The 21476-nt window shown below is 44.2% G+C and carries 19 protein-coding genes; 2 read left to right on the top strand and 17 right to left on the bottom strand.

What is annotated here, in order from left to right; translation table 11 throughout:
- Positions 1-134 precede the first annotated feature (134 nt).
- The 8 genes from QSJ37_RS14790 to QSJ37_RS14755 all read right to left on the bottom strand — a co-directional run bounded on the left by QSJ37_RS14790 (position 135) and on the right by QSJ37_RS14755 (position 10352).
- Positions 135-1439 carry a dihydrolipoamide acetyltransferase family protein gene (locus tag QSJ37_RS14790; protein WP_285755879.1) on the bottom strand — a complete coding sequence of 435 codons (1305 nt, stop codon included), beginning with the start codon at positions 1437-1439 and terminating at the stop codon, positions 135-137.
- Positions 1440-1498: 59 nt separating this feature from the next.
- Positions 1499-2482 (bottom strand): alpha-ketoacid dehydrogenase subunit beta, encoded by a 984-nt coding sequence (locus QSJ37_RS14785; protein WP_015864425.1) that lies wholly within the window; start codon positions 2480-2482, stop codon positions 1499-1501.
- A gap of 13 nt (positions 2483-2495) precedes the next feature.
- On the bottom strand, positions 2496-3491 hold the full coding sequence (locus QSJ37_RS14780; RefSeq protein ID WP_015864426.1) for a thiamine pyrophosphate-dependent dehydrogenase E1 component subunit alpha: 996 nt from the start codon (positions 3489-3491) through the stop codon (positions 2496-2498).
- 23 nt (positions 3492-3514) lie between these two features.
- Positions 3515-4936 (bottom strand): dihydrolipoyl dehydrogenase, encoded by a 1422-nt coding sequence (gene lpdA, locus QSJ37_RS14775; protein ID WP_097354719.1) that lies wholly within the window; start codon positions 4934-4936, stop codon positions 3515-3517.
- Positions 4937-4951: 15 nt separating this feature from the next.
- Positions 4952-6064, bottom strand: coding sequence for a butyrate kinase (gene buk, locus QSJ37_RS14770; protein WP_015864428.1), 1113 nt, complete (start codon positions 6062-6064; stop codon positions 4952-4954).
- Between the two features lie 64 nt (positions 6065-6128).
- Entirely contained in the window at positions 6129-7232 is a 1104-nt protein-coding gene (locus QSJ37_RS14765; protein WP_015864429.1) for a leucine dehydrogenase, read from the bottom strand.
- 21 nt (positions 7233-7253) lie between these two features.
- Positions 7254-8153, bottom strand: coding sequence for a phosphate butyryltransferase (gene yqiS, locus QSJ37_RS14760; RefSeq protein WP_285755877.1), 900 nt, complete (start codon positions 8151-8153; stop codon positions 7254-7256).
- 132 nt (positions 8154-8285) lie between these two features.
- On the bottom strand, positions 8286-10352 hold the full coding sequence (locus QSJ37_RS14755; RefSeq protein ID WP_062752863.1) for a sigma-54 interaction domain-containing protein: 2067 nt from the start codon (positions 10350-10352) through the stop codon (positions 8286-8288).
- A 141-nt stretch (positions 10353-10493) separates the two neighbouring features.
- Between QSJ37_RS14755 and QSJ37_RS14750 the strand changes: the two genes are divergently transcribed.
- Complete coding sequence (locus tag QSJ37_RS14750; protein WP_015864432.1) at positions 10494-10742, top strand: DUF2627 domain-containing protein; 249 nt, start codon at positions 10494-10496, stop codon at positions 10740-10742.
- Between the two features lie 13 nt (positions 10743-10755).
- On the opposite strand, the gene QSJ37_RS14745 is transcribed toward QSJ37_RS14750, so the two are convergent.
- Complete coding sequence (locus QSJ37_RS14745) at positions 10756-11490, bottom strand: glycerophosphodiester phosphodiesterase (RefSeq protein ID WP_062678703.1); 735 nt, start codon at positions 11488-11490, stop codon at positions 10756-10758.
- 107 nt (positions 11491-11597) lie between these two features.
- On the opposite strand from QSJ37_RS14745, the gene QSJ37_RS14740 reads away from it, so the two are divergent.
- Positions 11598-11744: a YycC family protein gene (locus QSJ37_RS14740; RefSeq protein ID WP_015864434.1), complete on the top strand. Its 147-nt coding sequence runs from the start codon at positions 11598-11600 to the stop codon at positions 11742-11744.
- A 750-nt stretch (positions 11745-12494) separates the two neighbouring features.
- Here the strand turns inward: QSJ37_RS14740 and QSJ37_RS18115 are convergent.
- From QSJ37_RS18115 to QSJ37_RS14705, 8 genes are all read right to left on the bottom strand, one after another.
- Entirely contained in the window at positions 12495-12620 is a 126-nt protein-coding gene (locus QSJ37_RS18115; protein WP_483313602.1) for a hypothetical protein, read from the bottom strand.
- Positions 12621-12865: 245 nt separating this feature from the next.
- Positions 12866-13645 (bottom strand): sporulation transcription factor Spo0A, encoded by a 780-nt coding sequence (gene spo0A, locus QSJ37_RS14735; protein ID WP_089097906.1) that lies wholly within the window; start codon positions 13643-13645, stop codon positions 12866-12868.
- 313 nt (positions 13646-13958) lie between these two features.
- Positions 13959-15251, bottom strand: a complete 1293-nt coding sequence (gene spoIVB / locus QSJ37_RS14730; protein WP_285755873.1) for a SpoIVB peptidase — start codon at positions 15249-15251, stop codon at positions 13959-13961.
- A gap of 125 nt (positions 15252-15376) precedes the next feature.
- Complete coding sequence (recN, locus tag QSJ37_RS14725) at positions 15377-17098, bottom strand: DNA repair protein RecN (RefSeq protein WP_285755872.1); 1722 nt, start codon at positions 17096-17098, stop codon at positions 15377-15379.
- 19 nt (positions 17099-17117) lie between these two features.
- Entirely contained in the window at positions 17118-17567 is a 450-nt protein-coding gene (ahrC, locus tag QSJ37_RS14720) for a transcriptional regulator AhrC/ArgR (RefSeq protein ID WP_015864438.1), read from the bottom strand.
- Between the two features lie 66 nt (positions 17568-17633).
- The gene (locus QSJ37_RS14715) at positions 17634-18467 is read right to left on the bottom strand and encodes a TlyA family RNA methyltransferase (protein WP_285755869.1); all 834 of its coding nucleotides are present in this window, start codon (positions 18465-18467) and stop codon (positions 17634-17636) included.
- A gap of 3 nt (positions 18468-18470) precedes the next feature.
- Positions 18471-20363 carry a 1-deoxy-D-xylulose-5-phosphate synthase gene (gene dxs / locus QSJ37_RS14710; protein WP_285755868.1) on the bottom strand — a complete coding sequence of 631 codons (1893 nt, stop codon included), beginning with the start codon at positions 20361-20363 and terminating at the stop codon, positions 18471-18473.
- 217 nt (positions 20364-20580) lie between these two features.
- Positions 20581-21474, bottom strand: coding sequence for a polyprenyl synthetase family protein (locus tag QSJ37_RS14705; protein ID WP_285755867.1), 894 nt, complete (start codon positions 21472-21474; stop codon positions 20581-20583).
- Positions 21475-21476: the final 2 nt, after the last annotated feature.

The following is a 21476-nucleotide window of genomic DNA, read 5'->3' as shown; positions in this document are numbered from 1 at the left end:
TGGTCCAATGCAATCCCCACTTTCTAAAAGCTCCGCTGTATTCATCGATAAGCCCTTCTTGGAGAAGATTTGTATTAGGAGTATTATAACACGAAAAACCCCACCACAAACGAATTTGCGGTGGGGTTCTTCCATTAATAAATCGGCGTATTGTCTTTCGATACGTTTTCCAAAATCTCTTTGACACGCGCAAGGAAGCGGCCGCAAATGAGGCCGTCTAAGACGCGGTGGTCAAGGGATAGACATAAGTTGACCATATCGCGGATGGCGATCATGCCGTCTTTGACAACCGGGCGCTTGACGATCGATTCGACTTGCAAAATCGCCGCTTGCGGATAGTTGATGATGCCCATCGATTGCACCGAGCCGAAGGAACCGGTGTTGTTCACCGTAAACGTGCCGCCTTGCATATCTTCCGGGCGGAGTCTGCCGGCGCGCGCCTTTGCGGCCAGCTCGGCGATTTCGCGTGCGATGCCTTTGATCGATTTTTCGTCGGCGTGCTTAATGACTGGAACAAATAACGCATCATCTGTCGCCACTGCGATCGAGATGTTGATGTCTTTTTTCTGGACAATTTTGTCGCCTGCCCACATCGAATTGATTTGTGGGAATTCTTTCAATGCTTGCGCGACTGCTTTGACGAAGAAGGCAAAATATGTTAAATTGAAACCTTCGCGTTTTTTGAATTCGTCTTTGATCGAGTCGCGGTATGCCACTAAGTTCGTCACATCGACTTCGACCATCGTCCATGCGTGCGGCGCTTCGTGTTTGCTGCGAAGCATGTTCGTGGCGATCGCTTTGCGCACAGGGGTGACTGGAATTTCGATGTCGCCTGCATGAACAGGAACGCTTGTCGCCGCCTGTTTTGGAACAGCTGCGGGTTCTGCTTTCGGCGCTTCTTGCACTGGTGTTGGCTGCGGTGCAGGCTGGGATGAAGCGGCCGGCTGCCCACCGGCTTTCGGAATATTTCCGGATTCGATGAGCTTTAACAAATCTTTGCGCGTAATCCGTCCTCCCAGTCCCGTTCCTTGCACTTGCTCTAAATCAATATTATGTTCTTGAGCGAGGCGAAGAACAGCTGGCGAATAGCGGCCTTTATTGGCCCGATCCGCTTTTTTTGGCGCTTGAGCAGCTGCTCCTTTTGTCTCTTCTGCTTTCGGTGCTTCCTCTTGTTTCGCTTCCGCTGCTGTTCCTTCGCCTTCCACTTCGATCGTACAAATCACGGCGCCAACCGGCAGCGTTTCTCCTTCATTCGCGATAATTTCTTTGATCACGCCCGTAAATGACGAAGGAATTTCCGCATTCACTTTATCTGTCATGACTTCGGCGATCGGATCGTATTTGTTTACTTTGTCGCCGACAGATACAAGCCATTTGCTGATCGTTCCTTCGGTGACGCTTTCCCCGAGCTGGGGCATGGTAAGTTGTTCAATTGCCACGTGGGATAACCTCCTATCTCCGTTCAAATCTGCATTTTGAATCGCAAAAATCCGTCTGCTTAAAACGCCGCTAGCTCGCGCATTGCCTTTTCGACCTTGTCCGGGTTCACCATAAAGAATTTTTCCATCGTCGGTGCGTATGGCATCGCCGGGACGTCCGGGCCGGCAAGGCGCATAATTGGCGCGTCTAAATCAAACAAGCAATGTTCAGCGATAATGGCGGCCACTTCGCTCATGACGCTTCCTTCTTTGTTATCTTCCGTAATCAGCAGCACTTTTCCTGTTTTGCTTGCCGCTTCGATAATCGCTTCTTTATCTAGCGGATATACCGTACGCAAATCAAGGATGTGCGCGGAAATGCCATCTTGCGCTACCCGTTCTGCCGCTTGCAGCGCAAAATGAACACATAATCCATACGTAATAACGGTAATATCGTCGCCCTCGCGTTTAACGTCTGCTTTGCCGATTGGCAATACATAATCTCCTTCCGGCACTTCTCCTTTAATCAGACGATACGCGCGCTTATGTTCAAAGAAAAGCACCGGGTCTTCATCGCGAATCGCCGCTTTTAATAACCCTTTTACATCATATGGTGTCGATGGCATGACAATTTTTAAACCTGGCTGGTTTGCAAAAATCGCTTCCACTGATTGCGAATGGTATAAGGCGCCGTGAACGCCGCCGCCGTATGGAGCACGGATGACGATCGGACAGTTCCAGTCATTATTGGAGCGGTAGCGAATCCGCGCCGCTTCCGAAATAATTTGGTTGACCGCAGGCATGATGAAATCAGCAAATTGAATTTCAGCAATTGGGCGCAATCCGTACATCGCCGCACCGATTCCGACCCCAACGATCGCAGATTCAGATAACGGAGTATCAATGACACGCTCTTCGCCGAACTGTTCATACAATCCTTGCGTCGCTTTAAACACCCCGCCCTTTTTTCCAACATCTTCTCCTAATACGAAGACGCGCGGGTCGCGTTCCATTTCCTCGCGAATCGCCATCGTCACAGCATCAATATAGGAAATCACTGGCATCGTCCATTCCCCCTTACTTCTCTGCATATACGTACTTTAAGGCATGTTCTGGTTCCGCGTATGGCGCCTTTTCCGCATAATCGGTCGCTTCGTCCACCTGTTTCATGACGCGGTCATGAATTTCTTTTTCTAGTTCGTCTGTTAACACACCGGCTTCTTTTAAATATTTCGCAAACGAAATAATCGGGTCTTTGGCACGCGCTTCTTCTAATTCTTCTTCGGACCGGTATGCGCGTTGATCGTCGTCGGAAGAATGCGAGGTTAAACGATAGGAAACCGTTTCAATCAATGTCGGTCCTTCACCGCGGCGGGCACGATCAGCTGCCTCTTTCACGACTTTGTACACTTCAAGCGGATCGTTTCCGTCTACCGTATAGCCCGGCATACCGTAACCGATGGCGCGGTCCGATACTTTTTCGCACGCCAATTGTTTTGAAATTGGCACAGAAATCGCGTATTTGTTATTTTCGCACATGAAAATAACAGGCAATTTATGCACGCCGGCAAAGTTCGCTCCTTCATGGAAATCGCCTTGGTTTGATGAACCTTCCCCAAACGTGACAAACGCGATAAAATCTTTCTTCTCCATTTTTGCCGCCAGCGCAATGCCAACCGCATGCGGCACTTGCGTCGTTACTGGAGATGAGCCGGTTACGATGCGATTTTTCTTTTTCCCGAAGTGGCCTGGCATTTGCCGGCCGCCGGAGTTTGGATCTTCCGCTTTCGCAAACGCGGAAAGCATTAATTCCGTCGGCGTCATCCCGAATGTTAAAACAACGCCCATATCACGGTAGTAAGGCAAAACATAATCTTTCGTACGATCAAGGGCAAACGCCGCGCCGACTTGCGCCGCTTCCTGCCCTTGGCAGGAGATAACGAACGGAATTTTTCCAGCGCGGTTTAATAACCACATACGCTCGTCGATTTTACGAGCCAACAACATCGTTTCATACATTTGCAATACCGTTTCATCGCTTAAGCCTAGCGCTTGGTGACGATTTTCAGCCATCGAAACAACCTCCCTTTATTCGCTTAAAAATGAATCGCTTTTCCATCCACGGCAAGCGCCGCTTCTGCCATCGCTTCTGATAACGTTGGATGCGGATGAATCGTATGCGCGACTTCCCACGGCGTCGCATCCAGCACGCGAGCGAGTCCCGCTTCGGAAATCATATCGGTAACGTGAGGTCCTACCATATGAACGCCAAGCAAGTCGTTCGTTTTTTGATCGGCTACGATTTTCACGAATCCTTCCGCTTCGCCAAACACGAGCGCTTTGCCGATCGCTTTAAACGGGAATTTTCCGACTTTGACATCATATCCTTTTGCTTTCGCTTCTTCTTCCGTTAAGCCGACGCTTGCGACTTCCGGACGGCTGTAGACGCATTTCGAAATCATGGTATAGTCGATCGGCGATGGATTTTGGCCGGCAATATGCTCGACAGCAACGATGCCTTCATGGGATGCTACATGTGCTAGCTGCAAGCCGCCGATGACATCGCCAATCGCATAAATATGCGATTCTTTCGTTTGGTAAAACTCGTTCGTTTGAATAAATCCCTTTTCGACGACAATATCGGTATTTTCAATGCCGATTCCTTCAATGTTTGCCTGGCGGCCGACGGAAACGAGCATTTTTTCGGCGGTAAACGTTTTTTGCTCGCCGTTATATTCCGCTTTAATCGTCACACCATTTCCTTTTTCCAACGTTTCCGGCAAGACTTTTGCCCCTGCGACAATCGTAATGCCGCGGCGCTTAAGAAGCTTTTCTACTTCCTTGGATACATCGCGGTCTTCGGTTGGCAAAATTCGCTCCGCGTATTCCAATACCGTCACTTCCACCCCAAAATCATTCAGCATCGATGCCCATTCAATGCCAATGACACCGCCGCCGACGATAATAATGGAAGAAGGAAGTGTTTCCATTTGCAGCGCTTCATCGGATGTCATGACCAATTTGCCGTCAATGTCAAGGCCTGGCAGCGTCCGCGGACGCGAACCTGTGGCGATGATAACATTTTTCGGCACGAGCATCTCGTTTTCCGAACCGTCATTCATTTCCACGGAAATCGTCCCCGGCATCGGCGAGAAAATGGATGGGCCTAAAATGCGCCCAGTTCCGGCATAAACGTCAATTTTTCCTTTTTTCATTAAGTGCTGAACGCCTTTATGGAGCTGTTCGATAATGGCTGCTTTGCGCGCCTGCACTTTGGCGAAGTCAAGGCGTACATCGCTTGCCATGACTCCGAACGTTTCGCTATTTTTCGTTTGTGCGTATACTTCCGCGCTTCGCAGCAGCGCCTTGCTTGGAATGCAGCCGGCATGCAGACACGTTCCGCCCAGCTTGCCTTTTTCGACAACGGCTGTTTTTAGCCCTAGCTGGGAAGCGCGAATCGCTGCCACATATCCTCCGGTGCCGCCGCCAAGGATGACAAGATCATATTCTTTTGCCATATCGTTTTCTCCTTTCTATCGCAAAACGGTTGTGTGTGCCACATTCCCGCTCGGATATACTTTGTCTTTTTCTTCGCCGCGCAACACGCGCAACGCCCCTTCCGCAAGCGCTTGCAACTCGTTTTCACCCGGGTGGACAAACACATCGGCAATCCAGTTCACACGATCAATAATTTCTTTCACAAATTGTTTTCCGTATGCAAGTCCTCCTGTTAAAATAATCGCATCGACTTTTCCCGCCAATACGGCGCTTGCTGCACCAATTTCTTTCGCCACTTGATAGGCCATTGCGCTATAGATAAGCTTTGCTTTTTCATCTCCCGCTTCGATCATTTTTTCGACTTTCACGGCATCATTCGTGCCAAGGTAACCGACTAACCCGCCTTTTCCAACGAGCATGCTCATTACCTCATCACGATAATACTCTCCCGAGAAACATAGCGAAACGAGATCTCCCGCAGGCACCGTACCGGCTCGCTCTGGGCTGAACGGTCCTTCCCCGTCCAAACCGTTATTGACATCCACCACTCGACCTTTTTTATGAGCGCCGACGGTAATCCCGCCACCCATATGAGCGACAATCAGGTTCAGTTCTTCATATGGTTTGCCAAGCTGCTTGGCGACACGGCGTGCTACCGCCTTTTGGTTTAGCGCATGAAAAATGCTTCTTCGTTCAATCAGCGCAAATCCCGAAATGCGGGCAATTGGTTCCAGTTCATCGACAACAACAGGGTCAACAATAAACGCGGGGATATTTAGCGCCGAAGCAATTTCATGCGCCAAAATGCCGCCAAGATTGGAAGCGTGCTGCCCAGAATAGCCTTTTTTCAAATCTTCCAGCATTTGCTCATTGACGCGGTACGTTCCGCCTTCAATCGGGCGCAAAAGTCCGCCGCGGCCGCAAACAGCGCTTAATTTGGAAAGATTGATGCCTTCTTCATCAAGCGCGTCTAAAATCGTTTGTTTACGAAACTCATATTGATCAATAATCGATGGATAGCGCTGCAACGTTTCCGCGTCATGGCGAATCGTTTTTTCAAAAATGGAGCGTTCATCTTCAAACACACCAATTTTTGTCGAGGTCGATCCAGGATTAATGGTTAAAATGCGAAACTTCTGCTCTTGCAACGTTTGTAACCTCCATTTCTGACCATGGAAGCGGGAATCATTCTCCCGCCTCCATGTGTTGTAATTAACGACCGCGACGTCGACTTAAAATGTGATGGCCGTTTTGTAAAAATTGGCTGCGGGACTTGCGCATCGTTTCAATCCGTTCCTCCGCAAGGCGGTCTGCCGCTTTATATGTTGGAATACCATCACGTTTGGCAATCGCAAATACTTTTTCGATATTGTCGTAAATTTGTTCGATTTTTTTCATTGCACGCTCGCGATTGTAGCCGTACAACTCATCGGCAACGTTAATGACGCCGCCGGCATTGATGACATAATCTGGCGCGTACACGATGCCCATTTCATGAATGATATCGCCATGTCTTGCCTCTTTTAGCTGGTTGTTCGCCGAACCGGCAATGACTTTCGCTTTTAATTGCGGAATCGTTTGGTCGTTAATAATCCCGCCAAGCGCACATGGAGCAAAAATGTCGCAATCGACGCCGTAAATATCGTTCGGATCTACCGCTTTGGCGCCAAATTCTTCAACGGCGCGCTGCACCGCTTCTTTGTTAATGTCAGTAACAATAAGTTGCGCCCCTTCTTCATGAAGATGACGGCATAAATGATAGGCGACATTGCCGACCCCTTGCACAGCAACGACTTTTCCCTCTAATGAATCGCTGCCAAATGCTTCTTTTGCCGCCGCTTTCATACCGCGATAAACACCATAGGCGGTTGCGGGAGATGGATTTCCGGAAGAACCAAATTCAGGGGAAATTCCTGTGACATAATCTGTTTCTTGATAAATAATATCCATGTCTTCCACCGTCGTACCAACATCTTCCGCTGTAATATAGCGGCCGTTTAATCCTTGAATAAAGCGGCCGAACGCGCGGAACATCGCTTCATTTTTATCTTTGCGCGGGTCACCGATAATGACCGTTTTTCCGCCGCCAAGGTTGAGCCCTGCCGCAGCGTTTTTATACGTCATGCCGCGGGCTAAGCGGAGCGCATCTTCAATCGCTTCTTCTTCCGAGTTATACATCCACATGCGCGTACCGCCTAGCGCCGGTCCGAGCGTTGTATCGTGAATAGCGATGATCGCTTTCAATCCCGATTCTTTATCTTGGCAAAACAGCAATTGTTCATAATCGTATTGTTCCATGTATTTAAACAGTTCCATGATAACTTCCTCCCTAATGGTTTATTTGGACGCGGAACAAACCGCGAGCGCTAACGAATATAATTTGCTTTCCGCCGAATCGGCGCGTGATGTAAGGACAATCGGTGCCTTCGCCCCAGCGATGACGGCCCCGACTTTGGCATTGGCAAAATAAACAAGTGACTTATATAGCATGTTTCCCGCTTCAATGTCAGGAACAAGCAAAATATCTGCCCTTCCCGCCACTTCGCTGTCAATGCGCTTATGCTCCGCCGCTATAGCCGAAACAGCATTGTCGAGGGCAAGCGGTCCATCAATGATGCAATCTTTTATTTGTCCGCGTTTTTGCATCGTGGTCAGCGCTGCCGCATCAACGGTAGCCGGCATCGCTGGGTTGACTACTTCCACCGCCGCCAGCGGCGCCACTTTCGGCACGTCAATGCCAATTGACCGGGCTACGGCAACGGCATTCGCCACAATCTGCGCTTTTTGTTCTAAATCAGGTGAAATATTCATCGCGGCATCCGTCACAATAATGAAACGGTCATAGCCGGCAACTTCAAACACCGCGACATGGGAAAGCACCTTTCCCGTCCGCAGGCCGTATTCTTTGTTTAACACCGCTTTTAAAAGCGTAGCGGTCGGGATGTTCCCTTTCATCAAGACATTTGCCTCATTGAAGTGAACGGCTTTTACCGCCAGCTCAGCGGCTTGCACAGTGGAATTGGCATGGACGATTTCAATATGTCTGGAATTCTCATAGCCTTTTCGCCTCAACAGTTGCACAATTTGTTCACGGTCTCCATACAACACAAACTTTCCGAAATGGCGAGCGATCGCCATCGTTACGGCATCAATTACTTCTTCATCTTCCGCTGCCGCGACGGCTACCGTCATATCGGTATATTTGGTTGCATGATCGATCAACGATTGCAGCTTCATCTTATGCACCAACCTCTTTATGAAATTTGTGGAGGCACCTTTATTAGTATGCAAAAAACGTGCCAACCCCAAAAACTTGAAAGCGCTTTATTTTTTCGCTGATTATAAGCAATAATTTGCATGGTGTGCAAATTATTGCATGCTATTTTTGTCAATATTATATTTCTCCAACTTGTAATATAAATTGCGAATCGAAATGCCCAGCGCCCGCGCTGTCGCCGTTTTATTGTTGTTGTATTTTCGCAGCGCCTGCTTGATGATGCTTGCTTCATATTGCTCCACCATCTCCTCAAGCGGACGGATTTCCGTCTCCTTCTCATTTTTATGGGGAGAAGAATCGGCTCGCGAAATATCAAGGGGCGGAATATGATGAACATCGATCATCACTTCATTAAACTTCATAAAAATCATCGCCCGGCCTAATACATTTTCCAATTCGCGAACATTTCCCGGCCAATCGTAAGCAAGCAGGAGGTCAAGCGCGGCCGAAGTGACTCCTTCGACATTGCGTCCGTAGTCTTGATTAAGTTTTTGAATTAAATGCTGGCATAGTGCGGGTATATCTTCTTTTCTCGCCCGCAATGGAGGAATATAAATTGGCATGCGATTTAACCGGTAGTATAAGTCTTCACGAAACGTTCCTTCTGCGATTGCTTTTTCCAAGTTGACATTCGTGGCGGCAATGACACGGACGTTAATCGGGATTGGCTTCGTGCCTCCGACGCGGACGATTTCCCCTTCTTGCAAAACGCGAAGCAGTTTCGCCTGCGTATTCGCAGAAAGCTCACCGATTTCGTCCAGGAAAATGCTGCCGTTGTTCGCTTCTTCAAACAAGCCGCGTTTGCCGCCGCGCTTTGCCCCGGAAAATGCCCCTTCTTCATAACCAAACAGCTCGCTCTCTAATAGTGTTTCAGGAATGGCCGCACAATTGACACGGATAAATTTGTTATATTTTCTATCACTTGCATTATGAATCGCGTGAGCAAATAATTCCTTTCCTGTGCCGGATTCGCCACGCAGCAATATCGTCACCGGCGTTTTTGCGGCTACTTTCGCTTGTTCAATTGCTACCTTTATTCCCTCTGACGTACCGATAATATCGGCAAACGAATATTTCGCTTCGAGGGTACGGATAATTTGCCTTGCCCGATTAAGCTCCGCTGTCAGCCGCTGGATCTCGGATACGTCATGAATCACCCCGACGCTGCCTTTCAGCACTCCATCGACAATAATCGGCGCCACATTCACAACCACATCGCGGTTTTTTGGCCCTACTTTCATCCGCACCCCACGAACAGGCCGGCGCGTTTTGAGCACTTGCATGTGCATGCTTTCCCCTTCGGCGATATCGGCGGTCGCCGGCTTGCCGATTACTTCTTCTTCCGTCAGGCCGGTAATGCGCGTATAAGCGGGATTAATTAAAATGCCGTTTCCATGCTCATCAACAACGGAAATAGCTTCCTCTGAAGAATGAATAATCGCCTCCAACATCATGCGCATTTCTTTCAAGTCGGTAATTTCCTCCGCTAGCTTTACTAATTCCGTAATATCTTTAAAAACAGCTAATGCACCGAACAGTTTACCCGTTTCATCAATCATTGGAATTCTCGTTGTAATGATTTTTTTGCCATTTTCTAATTTTAATTCTTGATGAAATTCTGTTTGTTTTGTTTTTAACACTCGCGGCAGGCCGCTCGTTGGGATGACTTCTAAAATGTGTTTTCCGATGACTTCCTCTTTATCCACTTCAATCATTTCCGCGGCGCTGTTATTGATATCCGTAATATAGGCAAACTCGTCAACGACAATCATTCCGTCATGCGCAGAATTAAAAATCAAACCGCGCCTTGTTGTTTCGCTTTTCAGTTTCGCAATCAACATTTCTTTTTCTTCGACAAGTTCGGCCATTATATGAGCGACTGTCCCTGGCACGACAATCGTATTCGGCGAACAATGTTTGCGGATCTCATCCAACACTTCCTGTTTTCCTGTCGCTTCAATAATAAGGTCAATTTCTTCACTCGTAAAAGCACGCCAGTCGGTTCCAGTAGCAATATTCATTTCTTTCGCAAGTTTTATACCGCAAGCTTTCTCATTGATATCAACTACTGCGACAATTTGAAACATTGTTGTTTTTTCCAGCAGCTTTAATAGTGCTGTGCCTCCATTTCCAGCTCCAATAATCAATACCTTTTTCATTTTTATTCACCGCTCTTTTCAATGTGCAAGTTTTTGCAGGTATTTTTATCATAATTATTTTTTCTTTGCTTGACAAATAAAGCGGAACCGTTATGATGAGGGATGAAACAACTTTTTCTCTGTGAAAGGATCATGATCATAATGGTACGGATCATTGCTCTGCTCATTTTAGTCATTCCTGGTTTGTTAGCCGCACTAGGCATTAAATGGATGCGTGATACACTATTTGGTATTTTGCATTCTCCATTTCCGTCCCTTTCACTGCAATTTTTGGGCGGCTTTCTTTTGTTTGCAGCTGGCTTGTCTTTTATCGGGGGGTTTATTTTGCATCGTGACCGAAAACGAAATAAAGTCCAACCACGATTCCAAAAAAAGAAAAAAACGCCTTAAACGGTTCTCGCGCTTAGGGCGTTTTTTTATTTTCCCGAATATTCTTCGCATTGCGCGGATAATCAGTAAAAATGGCATCCACTCCGTATTGGAACATTTTTTCCATTAGTGGCTCTTGATTAATCGTAAATGGACGGATGGCAATTTGATAATGACGAGCTTGGCGAACAAACGGCTCCGTCACCGTTCGATGATAAGGGTGCAACCCATCCGCTCTCATCACTCGAACATATTTCCACGGATCGTATAAAGACTCCATATATAATAAAGCCGTTTCTATATTTGGCGCAAGACTGCGACAAAGCGCCATACTATTATGATTAAAAGACGATAAAATAATGCGATCTTCTAGGCCATAATGCCGGATCATATCGATGACTTTTTGCTCTAATGTTTCATACGCAATCAAACTGTTTTTTAACTCAATATTCAACAATAGTGTCGTCGAGCAAATCCATGCCAGCACTTCCTCTAATAGAGGGATGCGGCAAACATCATATTGATCGGCAAATTTATATACAGCGTTAAATTGCTGCAATTCCCGATACGTAAAATCTTTTACCCAGCCGGTTCCATCTGTCGTTCGGTCGATCGTTTCGTCATGAATAACAACAATTTGCCCATCTTTGGTTAGTTGCACATCCAATTCAATCCCATCCGCTCCGACTCGTTCTGCTTCATAAAAAGCGATCATCGTATTTTCCGGATGTGTGCCGGCGGAACCGCGGTGTGCGAAAATTTTTGTCATACGTTTGTTTACTCCCTTCTGTCGATCCAGTACAAAAACGATCATCAAAATATATGCGAGAAAACCAAAAAATTTGCTATACTATTGATAATAAGCGAGGTGATAAGATGAGACCATTGCAAATCTCCTTAGAAACAGCGCAAAAATTAGCGAAAGCGTTAGGAATGCCCATCGAACAGATTATGCATATGCCTCAACATATTTTAATCCAAAAATTGCTCGAATTGGAAAAAAAGCAAAGTGAACAACAATAAGGTTTTTAATAAGCCCTTGTCTATAATAGAAAATGCCGGCATGCCAAGGATTTGAAATAGTATTGCTTCGATCCTATATATTTTTGTTAGCGATATTTGCGTGCCGGTGACTTCTATTACGAACATAAAAATACACACGGAGAACAGGGGGATTATAAGATTATAAATATACGTTCGAGATGTCTAATAAGATAAAGCGCTAACGAGAAAAAACAGTTACATAAGCAAGTGACTTCCTCTCTGTTTAACGTATCCGTTTTCTTGACATAACACCACCTTTCCCTGAACAAATTTCCATCTTAATCCCCCCTTAATTATGTAAAAGTCTATTCAAACTAATACTCTATAGTGTTATTCCTTCTCTAACTAACCTGTTCGTTAGCACAACAAAAAGACTCTACTCCTTCTTGAAGTAAAACCTCCGTTAATGCAGTAAAATTCCACATAACCTTCAAAAAACACATAAAAATGGTTTTACTCACTCACATTGGTAAAACTAAACATTCCCCTCTTTTTTCATTTAAAATAAAATTTAGGTGAGCGTAAACAGAAAAAAGAAGCGGCATTTCCGCTTCTTTACCTAAACATTAATATTTATCTTATTTTCCATTTAGCTAAAGGACTATGCTGTTGATATTTCTTTGCAATTTCCTCTCTTGTTAAGTCCATATAAGCCTGTTCCGCTACTTTAACAAAACTGCGGCCTAATATTCTGCTCAATGTATAAAAGTCGCCACCATTTAGCAAATACTACCTTGCAAAATTGTTTCGTATTTGATGTGGATGAATAGACAATCCTATCCGCTCTCCCGCTTGTCTTAGTTGCTTTTCAAATGACTGTATAGTAAGCTGAGTGTTCCTTGTGGTTGGAAACAACAGTGCTGTATCTGTATATCTGTCCTTAAATCGTATGTATACTTTAATTTCCTCGCCATTACCTGTGAAAAATGCACATCTTCATGATTTAACCCCCCATCTCAATAAAAAGAAATACCCAATAAATCATTCGATTTATTGGGTGAGATGGAAAAAGTTTATTGGTTTAAAATCCGAGTTTTTAGTTCAGTTTATCAGAATTAGTTGGTTTTGCCTTTACGGCTAAATCCTTATTCATCAACCTCTTAAGAAGCTTTATGTTCTAATCTTAACTTATCCGCCACCATCGCGATGAACTCGCTGTTTGTCGGTTTTGCTTTGGACATGCTGACCGTGTAGCCGAATAAGGAAGAAATTGATTCAATGTTGCCGCGGCTCCAAGCAACTTCAATCGCATGGCGAATCGCCCGCTCTACACGGCTGGCGGTTGTGTTGTATTTTTTCGCAATGTCTGGATAAAGCACTTTCGTAATGGAACCGAGCAATTCGATATCGTTATATACCATCGCGATTGCTTCACGTAAATATAAATATCCTTTAATATGCGCCGGAACGCCAATTTCATGAATAATGCTCGTAATGCTTGCATCCAAGTTTTTCGGCTTGTTATCCCGTGCTTGGTAGGAAGAAGATGCTTTTTTCACCATTGGTGTTGTTTTTCCATACACTTGACGGATATGATGTACTAAATTTTCCATGTCAAACGGTTTTAAAATAAAGTAGGAGGCGCCAAGTTCAACCGCTTTCTTCGTCACGTCTTCTTGGCCAAATGCCGTTAACATAATCACGTTTGGTTGTTTTTCCAGCTTTGTGCGGATTTTTTCCAATACAGCCAACCCATCTAAATGCGGCATAATAATGTCTAGCAGCAAAATGTCCGGCTGTTTTTCCTCAAGCATATATAAGCAATCTTGCCCATTATAGGCAGTCCCGATCACTTCCATATCGTTTTGGCTGGAAATATACTCTTCCAGCAAGCTCACTAATTCACGATTATCATCTGCGATACATACTTTAATTTTCAAGAAAATCTTCCTCCTTACTTCCTAATTATTTATTTTCACTATGTAGAAAATTCCATTAAGACAATTCGACAATATGATGAAAAATCCTTTTACTTTTTTCAAAAATGCTAAAAAAACAAATAATTCATAAAATTATAACAAAAATTGAGTTGATTGGACAATTTTAATATAAATATTGCCACATTTTTGTCGAAAAATCTTTACACATTCATTTTATATGATGTTTCACCAAATATCTATGCAAAAACGCTGAATTTATTGACGTTTTTCTCGAAATTTTTTACATAAAAAATTGGAAAAGGCGAGCTACATGTCAGCTCGCCTTTTTATTTGATTTTCCATATACATCAATTCCTGCTTCATTTAACATCCATTCGATATGGACGCCATAGCCAGATGTCGGATCATTGACAAATACGTGAGTAACTGCGCCAACTAATTTCCCGTCTTGAATAATTGGACTTCCGCTCATTCCTTGAACGATGCCACCCGTCTTTTTTAATAAGCGCGGGTCCGTAACACGAATGACCAGTCCCTTTGTTGCTGGAAATTTTTGCGGGATAGTGCTTACGATTTCAATATCAAATTGCTCGACTTTATCGTTTTCCACAACGGTTAACATTTTTGCTGGGCCTTCTTTTACATGATTCGATAAGGCAATTGGAATTGGTTTATTAATAATTCCATTGTCTACTGGTTCCTTCAACTTTCCGAAAATGCCAAACGGGCTGTTATTCGTAATATTCCCAATTACTTCTTCCTCATCGGAAAACCGTGCTAATTTTTCGCCAGGGCTGCCGCTGCTTCCTTTTTCAATTGATGTCACAGTTGATCTCATAATTTGGCCATTTTGAACAACAATCGGTTTTTTCGTATCCATATCGGAAATGACATGACCTAGTGCTCCATATTTTTTGGAAACAGGGTCATAAAACGTCATCGTCCCGATACCAGCGGCAGAATCCCGAATGTATAATCCAACGCGGTAAGCATGATCATGTTTATCCTTTAACGGAACTAATTTCGTCGTAAAAGAGTGTTTGTCGCGAAGAACTTGAAGATGTAGCGGTTTTCCTGTTTTTCCTGCTTCCTCAATAAAAGGAGAAAGGTCACTCATCTTTTCAATTTTTTTGCCATTAATCCTTGTAATAATATCTCCTACTTTAATCCCAGCAATTTCGCCTGGTGATTTTTTCCCTTTTTCTGTTTCGACGAGATGGTAGCCAACCACAAGAACTCCTACTGTATTTAACTTAACGCCAATGGATTGCCCTCCAGGGATGACTTTCAAAGTCGGCAAAACGTTTACATCTACCTGTTTTACCGGCATTCCGGCAACTTCTAATACCATTTTCTTTTCTCCACTTTGTTTTGCTTTTACGGAAAACGAATCAGCATGTTTGTGAACTTCTATCGATTTGGGAGCGTCTTTCACCGTTGCTTGGACTGGAAGCGCTGCAGTAGAAAATCGCATCGCTTCACCTTCAAACATCACGATTTGTTTTGGAATTTGAAAATATTCTTTAACCGGTTTCGACATACCGATTATGATGAACGAAACAAGGAGAAAAACCCCCATTATTTTTCGGATTGCCTCTGTATTCAATCTTTGTCACTCTCCTCGCTCCCACCTACACCCTCCAAAAAGCGGCTACAGTTTTAATTTTGCCTTAAACAGTGGAAATATAATCGTTTTCCCCATAAAAAAAGCTACCCATAATGGATAGCGTTTCATCCTTTGATTTTTGTTGCTAACTCAAGCAACTCTTTTGCATGTTTTTTCGTCAGTTCTGTAATTTCCACACCAGAAATCATCCGGCCGATTTCTTTTACTTTTTCTTCGTCCGATAATTCTTTGACTGACGTTCTTGTGCGGTTTCCATCTGTTTCTTTCGCAATAAACAAATGCGTATCAGCCATCGCCGCTACTTGCGGCAGGTGGGAAATGCAAAGCACTTGCGAATCGATGGAGATGCGGTAAATTTTTTCGGCAATCGCCTGTGCAACCCGGCCGCTAACTCCCGTATCGACTTCATCAAAAATAATCGATGTAACTCCTTGATGTTTGGAAAATATGCTTTTTAATGCAAGCATGATGCGTGACAATTCCCCGCCAGAGGCAATCTTCGCTAACGGTTTTAACGGTTCGCCAACGTTTGTGGAAATATAAAATTCCACATCATCGACACCATCTTCATGAAATTTCACTGGTACGCCATCAAGCAGCGGTGCATCAAGCGATCCTTCTCGTTTCGTAAATACGATATCAAATTGTGTTTTTTCCATATATAGCTCTTTTAATTCTTGATGAATATGGTTAATTAATGTTTTCGCATACTTTTTGCGAACATTCGTCACATTTTTCGCTTCGATTAATAAATCTTCCGTCACCGATTTCAGTTCTTTTTGCAGTTCATGAATATGGGTTTCGCGATGTTGAATCGTATCGATTTCTTCTGTAATTTTTTCTGCATATTGCAAAATATCTTCGATGGTCGATCCGTATTTTCGTTTTAATTGATTGATTTCACTAAGGCGGCTTTCAATAAAATCGAGACGGGCTGGATCATATTCCAATTGTTCGAGTTCATCGCGTAATTTATACGTAATATCCTCCAATAAATAATAACTATTCGCAATCGTTTCATACGCTTCTTTTAATGCCGGGTCAATAGAAGCGACATCATCTAAATGGCTCATTGCCAAACCAATCCAGTCAAGACCGCGCTGCTCGCCGGATAATGCCTCATAACTATGTTTAAGCGCCTCGTAAATCTTTTGGAAGTTCATAATTTTGACTTTTTCTTCCATCAACTGTTCATCTTCGTTTGGCTGTAAATTCGCTTTTTGAATTTCATCTAGCTGAAATGTTAATAAATCAAGGCGGTGCGCCATTTGTTGCTCATTTTCATTTAGCTTTTTTAGTTTCTTCCGCAATTGTTCATACTTCTCATAAACGGCGCGATATTCCTCAAGAGCCTCCGCAATTTCCGCCCCGCCGTATTCATCAAGTAGCGGAAGATGCCGAGATGGATTCATTAATTCTTGATGTTCATGTTGCCCATGAATATCGACAAGCGTAGAACCGATATCGCGCAATATAGCCGTCGTCACTAATTTTCCGTTTACGCGGCATACGCTTTTTCCAGTTGCGAAAATTTCACGGCGCAAAACAACCATGCCTTCGCTAATGTCAATGCCGACTTCGGCACATTTGTCATAACATGGATGGTTTTCATTATCTAGTAAAAAAAGTCCTTCTATTTCCGCCTTGTCTTCTCCGTAGCGGACAAATTCTGCCGAACCTCGCCCTCCTATCAGCAGATGGATCGCATCAATAATAATCGACTTTCCCGCTCCCGTTTCCCCAGTTAACACCGTCAGTCCTTTTTCAAACGAAATGGACAATGATTCAATAATAGCAAAATTTTTTATGGATAATTCCGCTAGCAAGTGGAATCACCACCTTCATTTAAAGCATTTCTAATAATTGTTTGGAAACCTTCTCGGCATCTTCCGCTGTTCGACAAATAATAAGACAAGTGTCATCTCCACAAATCGTTCCAACGATTTCGTTCCAGTCTAAATTATCAAGCAAAACACCAATGGCATGCGCATTGCCTGGCAATGTTTTTAAAACGAGCAAATTGCCAGCTCCATCAAGCTTGATAAACACATCCATTAAAGCGCGTTTTAATTTTTGAACAGGATTGAAACGCTGATCGGAAGGAAGACTATATTTATAACGGCCATTTGCCATCGGCACCTTGACAAGCTGCATTTCTTTAATGTCTCTTGACACCGTCGCCTGCGTGACATTAAATCCTGCTTTCTTAAGCATATCAACGAGCTCATCTTGTGTTTCTATGTCGTGGCTCATAATAATTTCGCGAATTTTAATATGCCTTTGTCCTTTATTCAAATTCGACACCTCTCACAAGTAAATTCACGGTAAAAACGGGAATAACCATGTCCGTTATTCCCTTTCTTAAGTAGAATTGCTTTTCAGCTGCAAATGAGCTTCTTTCACTACCGTGCTTACCGATTGCGATAAGAAGTTTTCTCCCATTTCTTTGTCGCCTTGGAAGCGAAGATGAAGCAAAAATTCGATATTCCCGTCCCCGCCGGTAATCGGGGAATACGATAAGTTCATGACATCAAATCCTTCGCAAAGCGCAAAGTCGATAATGGACGTTAACACTTCTTCATGCACGTTCGGGTCGCGAACGATGCCTTTTTTGCCGACTTTTTCTTTGCCGGCTTCGAATTGCGGTTTGACTAGAGCGATCACATCGCTTTCAGGGACAAGCACGGTCTTTAATACAGGCAATATTAGTTTCAATGAAATAAATGAGACATCGATCGTTGCAAATTGTGGAAGCCCTTTCGTAAAATAATCAGGCGTGACGTAGCGGAAATTCGTCCGTTCCATCACAACAACACGATCATCTTGGCGTAATTTCCATGCCAGTTGGTTATAGCCGACGTCAACCGCGTATGATAATTTTGCACCATGTTGCAACGCGCAATCCGTAAATCCTCCCGTAGATGCCCCGATATCTAAAATAATTTTATCTTGGACACTGACATCAAACGTGCGCAACGCTTTTTCCAGCTTCAATCCTCCGCGGCTTACATACGGAAGCACGTCTCCTTTTATCGCTAGCGGGATATCTGCAGGCACCTTTTCTCCAGGCTTGTCTAATCGAATTTCATTCGAATACACAAGCCCAGCCATAATCGCGCGTTTTGCTTTTTCACGCGTCTCTATTAAACCTCGTTGAACAAGCAATACATCCAGACGTTCTTTTTTCCCTTTCATCTCTCATGCCCTTTTTTGTTTTCTTGGTATAATGGTTTTTACACGATCAATAATATGTGCTGTCGTTAAACCAATTTCATTTAACAACTCTTTGACACTGCCGTGTTCAATGAAGCGGTCAGGAATGCCCATTCGGTTAATCACCGCTTGATGATAGCCATGGTCGTGGGCAAACTCCAAAACAGCGCTGCCAAAGCCGCCTTGCAATACCGCTTCTTCAATCGTTAAAATTGGGATATTGCTTTCTAACAAATCATGCAACATTTTCTCATCCATCGGTTTAATAAAACGGGCGTTCACTACTTTCACAGAAATATTATCTTTGGCAAGCTTCTCTGCGGCCTCTAATGCCATGGAAATCGTAGTGCCAAACGTTAAAATCGCTAAATCTCGGCCTTCGCGCAATACTTCCCACGTTCCTATCGGAATTTTCTTCAATTCTTCATCGAGCTTGACGCCAAGCCCGTTGCCGCGCGGAAAGCGAAGCGCGATTGGTCCGTCATCATATTGAATTGCCGTATACACCATATGCTGCCCTTCGTTTTCATCCTTTGGCATCATAATGACAAGGTTCGGAACGTGGCGCAAAAAGGCGATATCAAACACACCTTGATGTGTTTCACCGTCCGCGCCGACTAGCCCTGCTCGATCAATGGCGAAAAAAACGTTTAAATTCTGCCGGCAAACATCATGAACGACTTGATCATACGCCCGCTGCAAAAACGTCGAGTAAATTGCTAAAAACGGCTTCATTCCTTGCGTCGCAAGCCCCGCAGCAAGCGTTGTTGCATGTTGTTCCGCAATTCCAACATCAAACATTCGGTCAGGAAATTCGCTCGCAAACCCTTCTAGTTTTGATCCGACTGGCATTGCCGGTGTGATTGCGACAATCCGTTTATCTGTGCGGGCTAATTTTCGCACCGTCTCGCTAACAAGTTCACTCCATGATGGAGCAGTATCCACCGGTTTTAGAAAATCACCTGTTTCGATTTTGTATGGTCCGGTGCCATGCCATGTTCCGACTTTATCATTTTCCGCCGGACTATATCCCTTTCCTTTTTTCGTAATAACGTGAAGAAGTACAGGACCTTTTATCTTTTTGGCATAATGCAAATTCTCAAACAAATCGTCAAAATTATGTCCGTCAACAGGACCGAGATACGTAAACCCTAATTCTTCAAAAAAAACGCCCGAAACAAGCAAATATTTTAAGCTATCTTTAATGCGCTCTGCCGTTGCCGCCAACTTTCCGCCAACAGCTGGAATTCTTTTTAATAAAAGTTCCAGCTCGTCTTTCACCCATTGATATTTGCCCGCTGTCCGCAACCGCCCTAACACATTATGGAGCGCGCCAACGTTTGGAGCAATGGACATTTCGTTATCGTTTAAAACAACGATGATATCTTTTTTCTCATGTCCGATATGATTTAATGCCTCGAGCGCCATGCCTCCTGTTAATGCACCGTCGCCAATAATCGGAACGATGTATTCATCCGTTCCTTTTAAATCACGGGCAATCGCCATCCCCATCGCCGCAGATAATGATGTAGAACTATGGCCGGTTTCCCATACATCATGTTCGCTTTCGCTTCTCTTTGGAAATCCCGATAAACCTTTATATTGCCGTAATGTATCAAATTCGGATGCACGCCCTGTCAAAATTTTATGGACGTATGATTGATGGCCGACATCCCAAATCAACTTATCTTTCGGACTATCAAACACTTTATGAAGCGCAATGGTCAGTTCGACAACGCCCAAATTGGGGCCGATATGCCCGCCTGTTTTCGACAGCTTTTCAATTAAAAATTTGCGAATATCAGCACTTAATTCGATTAACTGCTTTGTTGACATATTTTTTAAAAAGCGCGGATTTTTAATTTTGGTAACATCCAAACGAGATCACTCGCTTTCGTTTTTATCGTTCGCTTTTGTTACAGCTGATATAATACAGAAGTTAGTTATTATTATACATGATTAAACATAAAAAATCGATTTCCGTTAAAAAAGAGAAAAAAGAGCCGCTAACACAACTGTGATAACGGCATGCAAGAAAAAACTCTCTATTATTTCACTATAACATATTCGCAAAGAATCAGCAATGAGCGTTTCCTTAGTGGTCGCGCGTAGCGACTAAATCGCAAATATAACTTAGTACAATGTCATTTACTTCTGCTTTTTGCAAATAACGTTTTGCTTCTGCGATATGGAAAGATAGCTTTTCTTTCGCCCCAGCAATCGTTAAAAGCGATGGATATGTCACTTTTTTATTTTCTATATCGCTGCCAACCCGTTTGCCAATCTTTTCTTCTGAGCCTTCGATATCGAGAATGTCATCGCGAATTTGAAAAGCAAGACCGAGATGGGATGCAAACATATGGAGATGGTGCAGCTGCTCGTCTTTCGCATCTGCGAGCAGCGCTCCTGCCAATACGCTGTATTGCAGCATTTTCCCTGTTTTATGGCGATGAATATATTCCAGCTGTTCAAGCGACAGCTGTTTTCCTTCTCCTTCGATATCGGCAACTTGCCCTGCCACCATTCCTTCTGGTCCAGCCGCTTTTGCCAGTTCTTCGATTAAACGAATCTTTATCGCCGGAACGATGCGCGCATCACTCGTTTCCGCAATCACTTGAAACGCGTAAGTGAGCAATCCGTCTCCCGCTAAAATAGCCATCGCTTCTCCAAACACTTTATGATTCGTCGGTTTCCCTCTCCGCAGATCATCGTTATCCATACTTGGCAAATCATCATGGATCAATGAGTATGTATGGATCATCTCAATAGCACACGCAACTGGAAGCCCGATATCCGGTTCTTTTCCAAACGAATGCAGCGTCGCAAACAACAGAAGCGGACGAATGCGCTTTCCGCCTGCCTCCAGCGAATAAGACATCGCCCGTTTAATCGTCCCAGGAGCATTCAGCCTTGCAATATAGTTCGGCAACGATTCTTCTAAACGCTGTTTTTGTTGTTGTAAAAATTGCTCTACCTCCGCCCGGTTCAAGG

Source organism: Parageobacillus sp. G301, assembly GCF_030268025.1.
GTDB lineage: Bacteria > Bacillota > Bacilli > Bacillales > Anoxybacillaceae > Parageobacillus_B > Parageobacillus_B toebii.
The sequence above is the reverse complement of the archived record's forward strand: the minus strand, read 5'-3'. Positions and strand labels throughout refer to the sequence as shown.

Coding starts and splice junctions, on each gene's coding strand:
- QSJ37_RS14715 (WP_285755869.1), bottom strand. CDS start 18,467: ATGAAAGGGAAAAAAGAACGTCTGGATGTATTGCTTGTTCAACGAGGT.
- QSJ37_RS14785 (WP_015864425.1), bottom strand. CDS start 2,482: ATGCCAGTGATTTCCTATATTGATGCTGTGACGATGGCGATTCGCGAG.
- QSJ37_RS14780 (WP_015864426.1), bottom strand. CDS start 3,491: ATGGCTGAAAATCGTCACCAAGCGCTAGGCTTAAGCGATGAAACGGTA.
- QSJ37_RS14765 (WP_015864429.1), bottom strand. CDS start 7,232: ATGGAACTGTTTAAATACATGGAACAATACGATTATGAACAATTGCTG.
- yqiS (WP_285755877.1), bottom strand. CDS start 8,153: ATGAAGCTGCAATCGTTGATCGATCATGCAACCAAATATACCGATATG.
- QSJ37_RS14755 (WP_062752863.1), bottom strand. CDS start 10,352: ATGAAAAAGGTATTGATTATTGGAGCTGGAAATGGAGGCACAGCACTA.
- lpdA (WP_097354719.1), bottom strand. CDS start 4,936: ATGGCAAAAGAATATGATCTTGTCATCCTTGGCGGCGGCACCGGAGGA.
- QSJ37_RS14745 (WP_062678703.1), bottom strand. CDS start 11,490: ATGACAAAAATTTTCGCACACCGCGGTTCCGCCGGCACACATCCGGAA.
- QSJ37_RS14740 (WP_015864434.1), top strand. CDS start 11,598: ATGAGACCATTGCAAATCTCCTTAGAAACAGCGCAAAAATTAGCGAAA.
- QSJ37_RS14750 (WP_015864432.1), top strand. CDS start 10,494: ATGGTACGGATCATTGCTCTGCTCATTTTAGTCATTCCTGGTTTGTTA.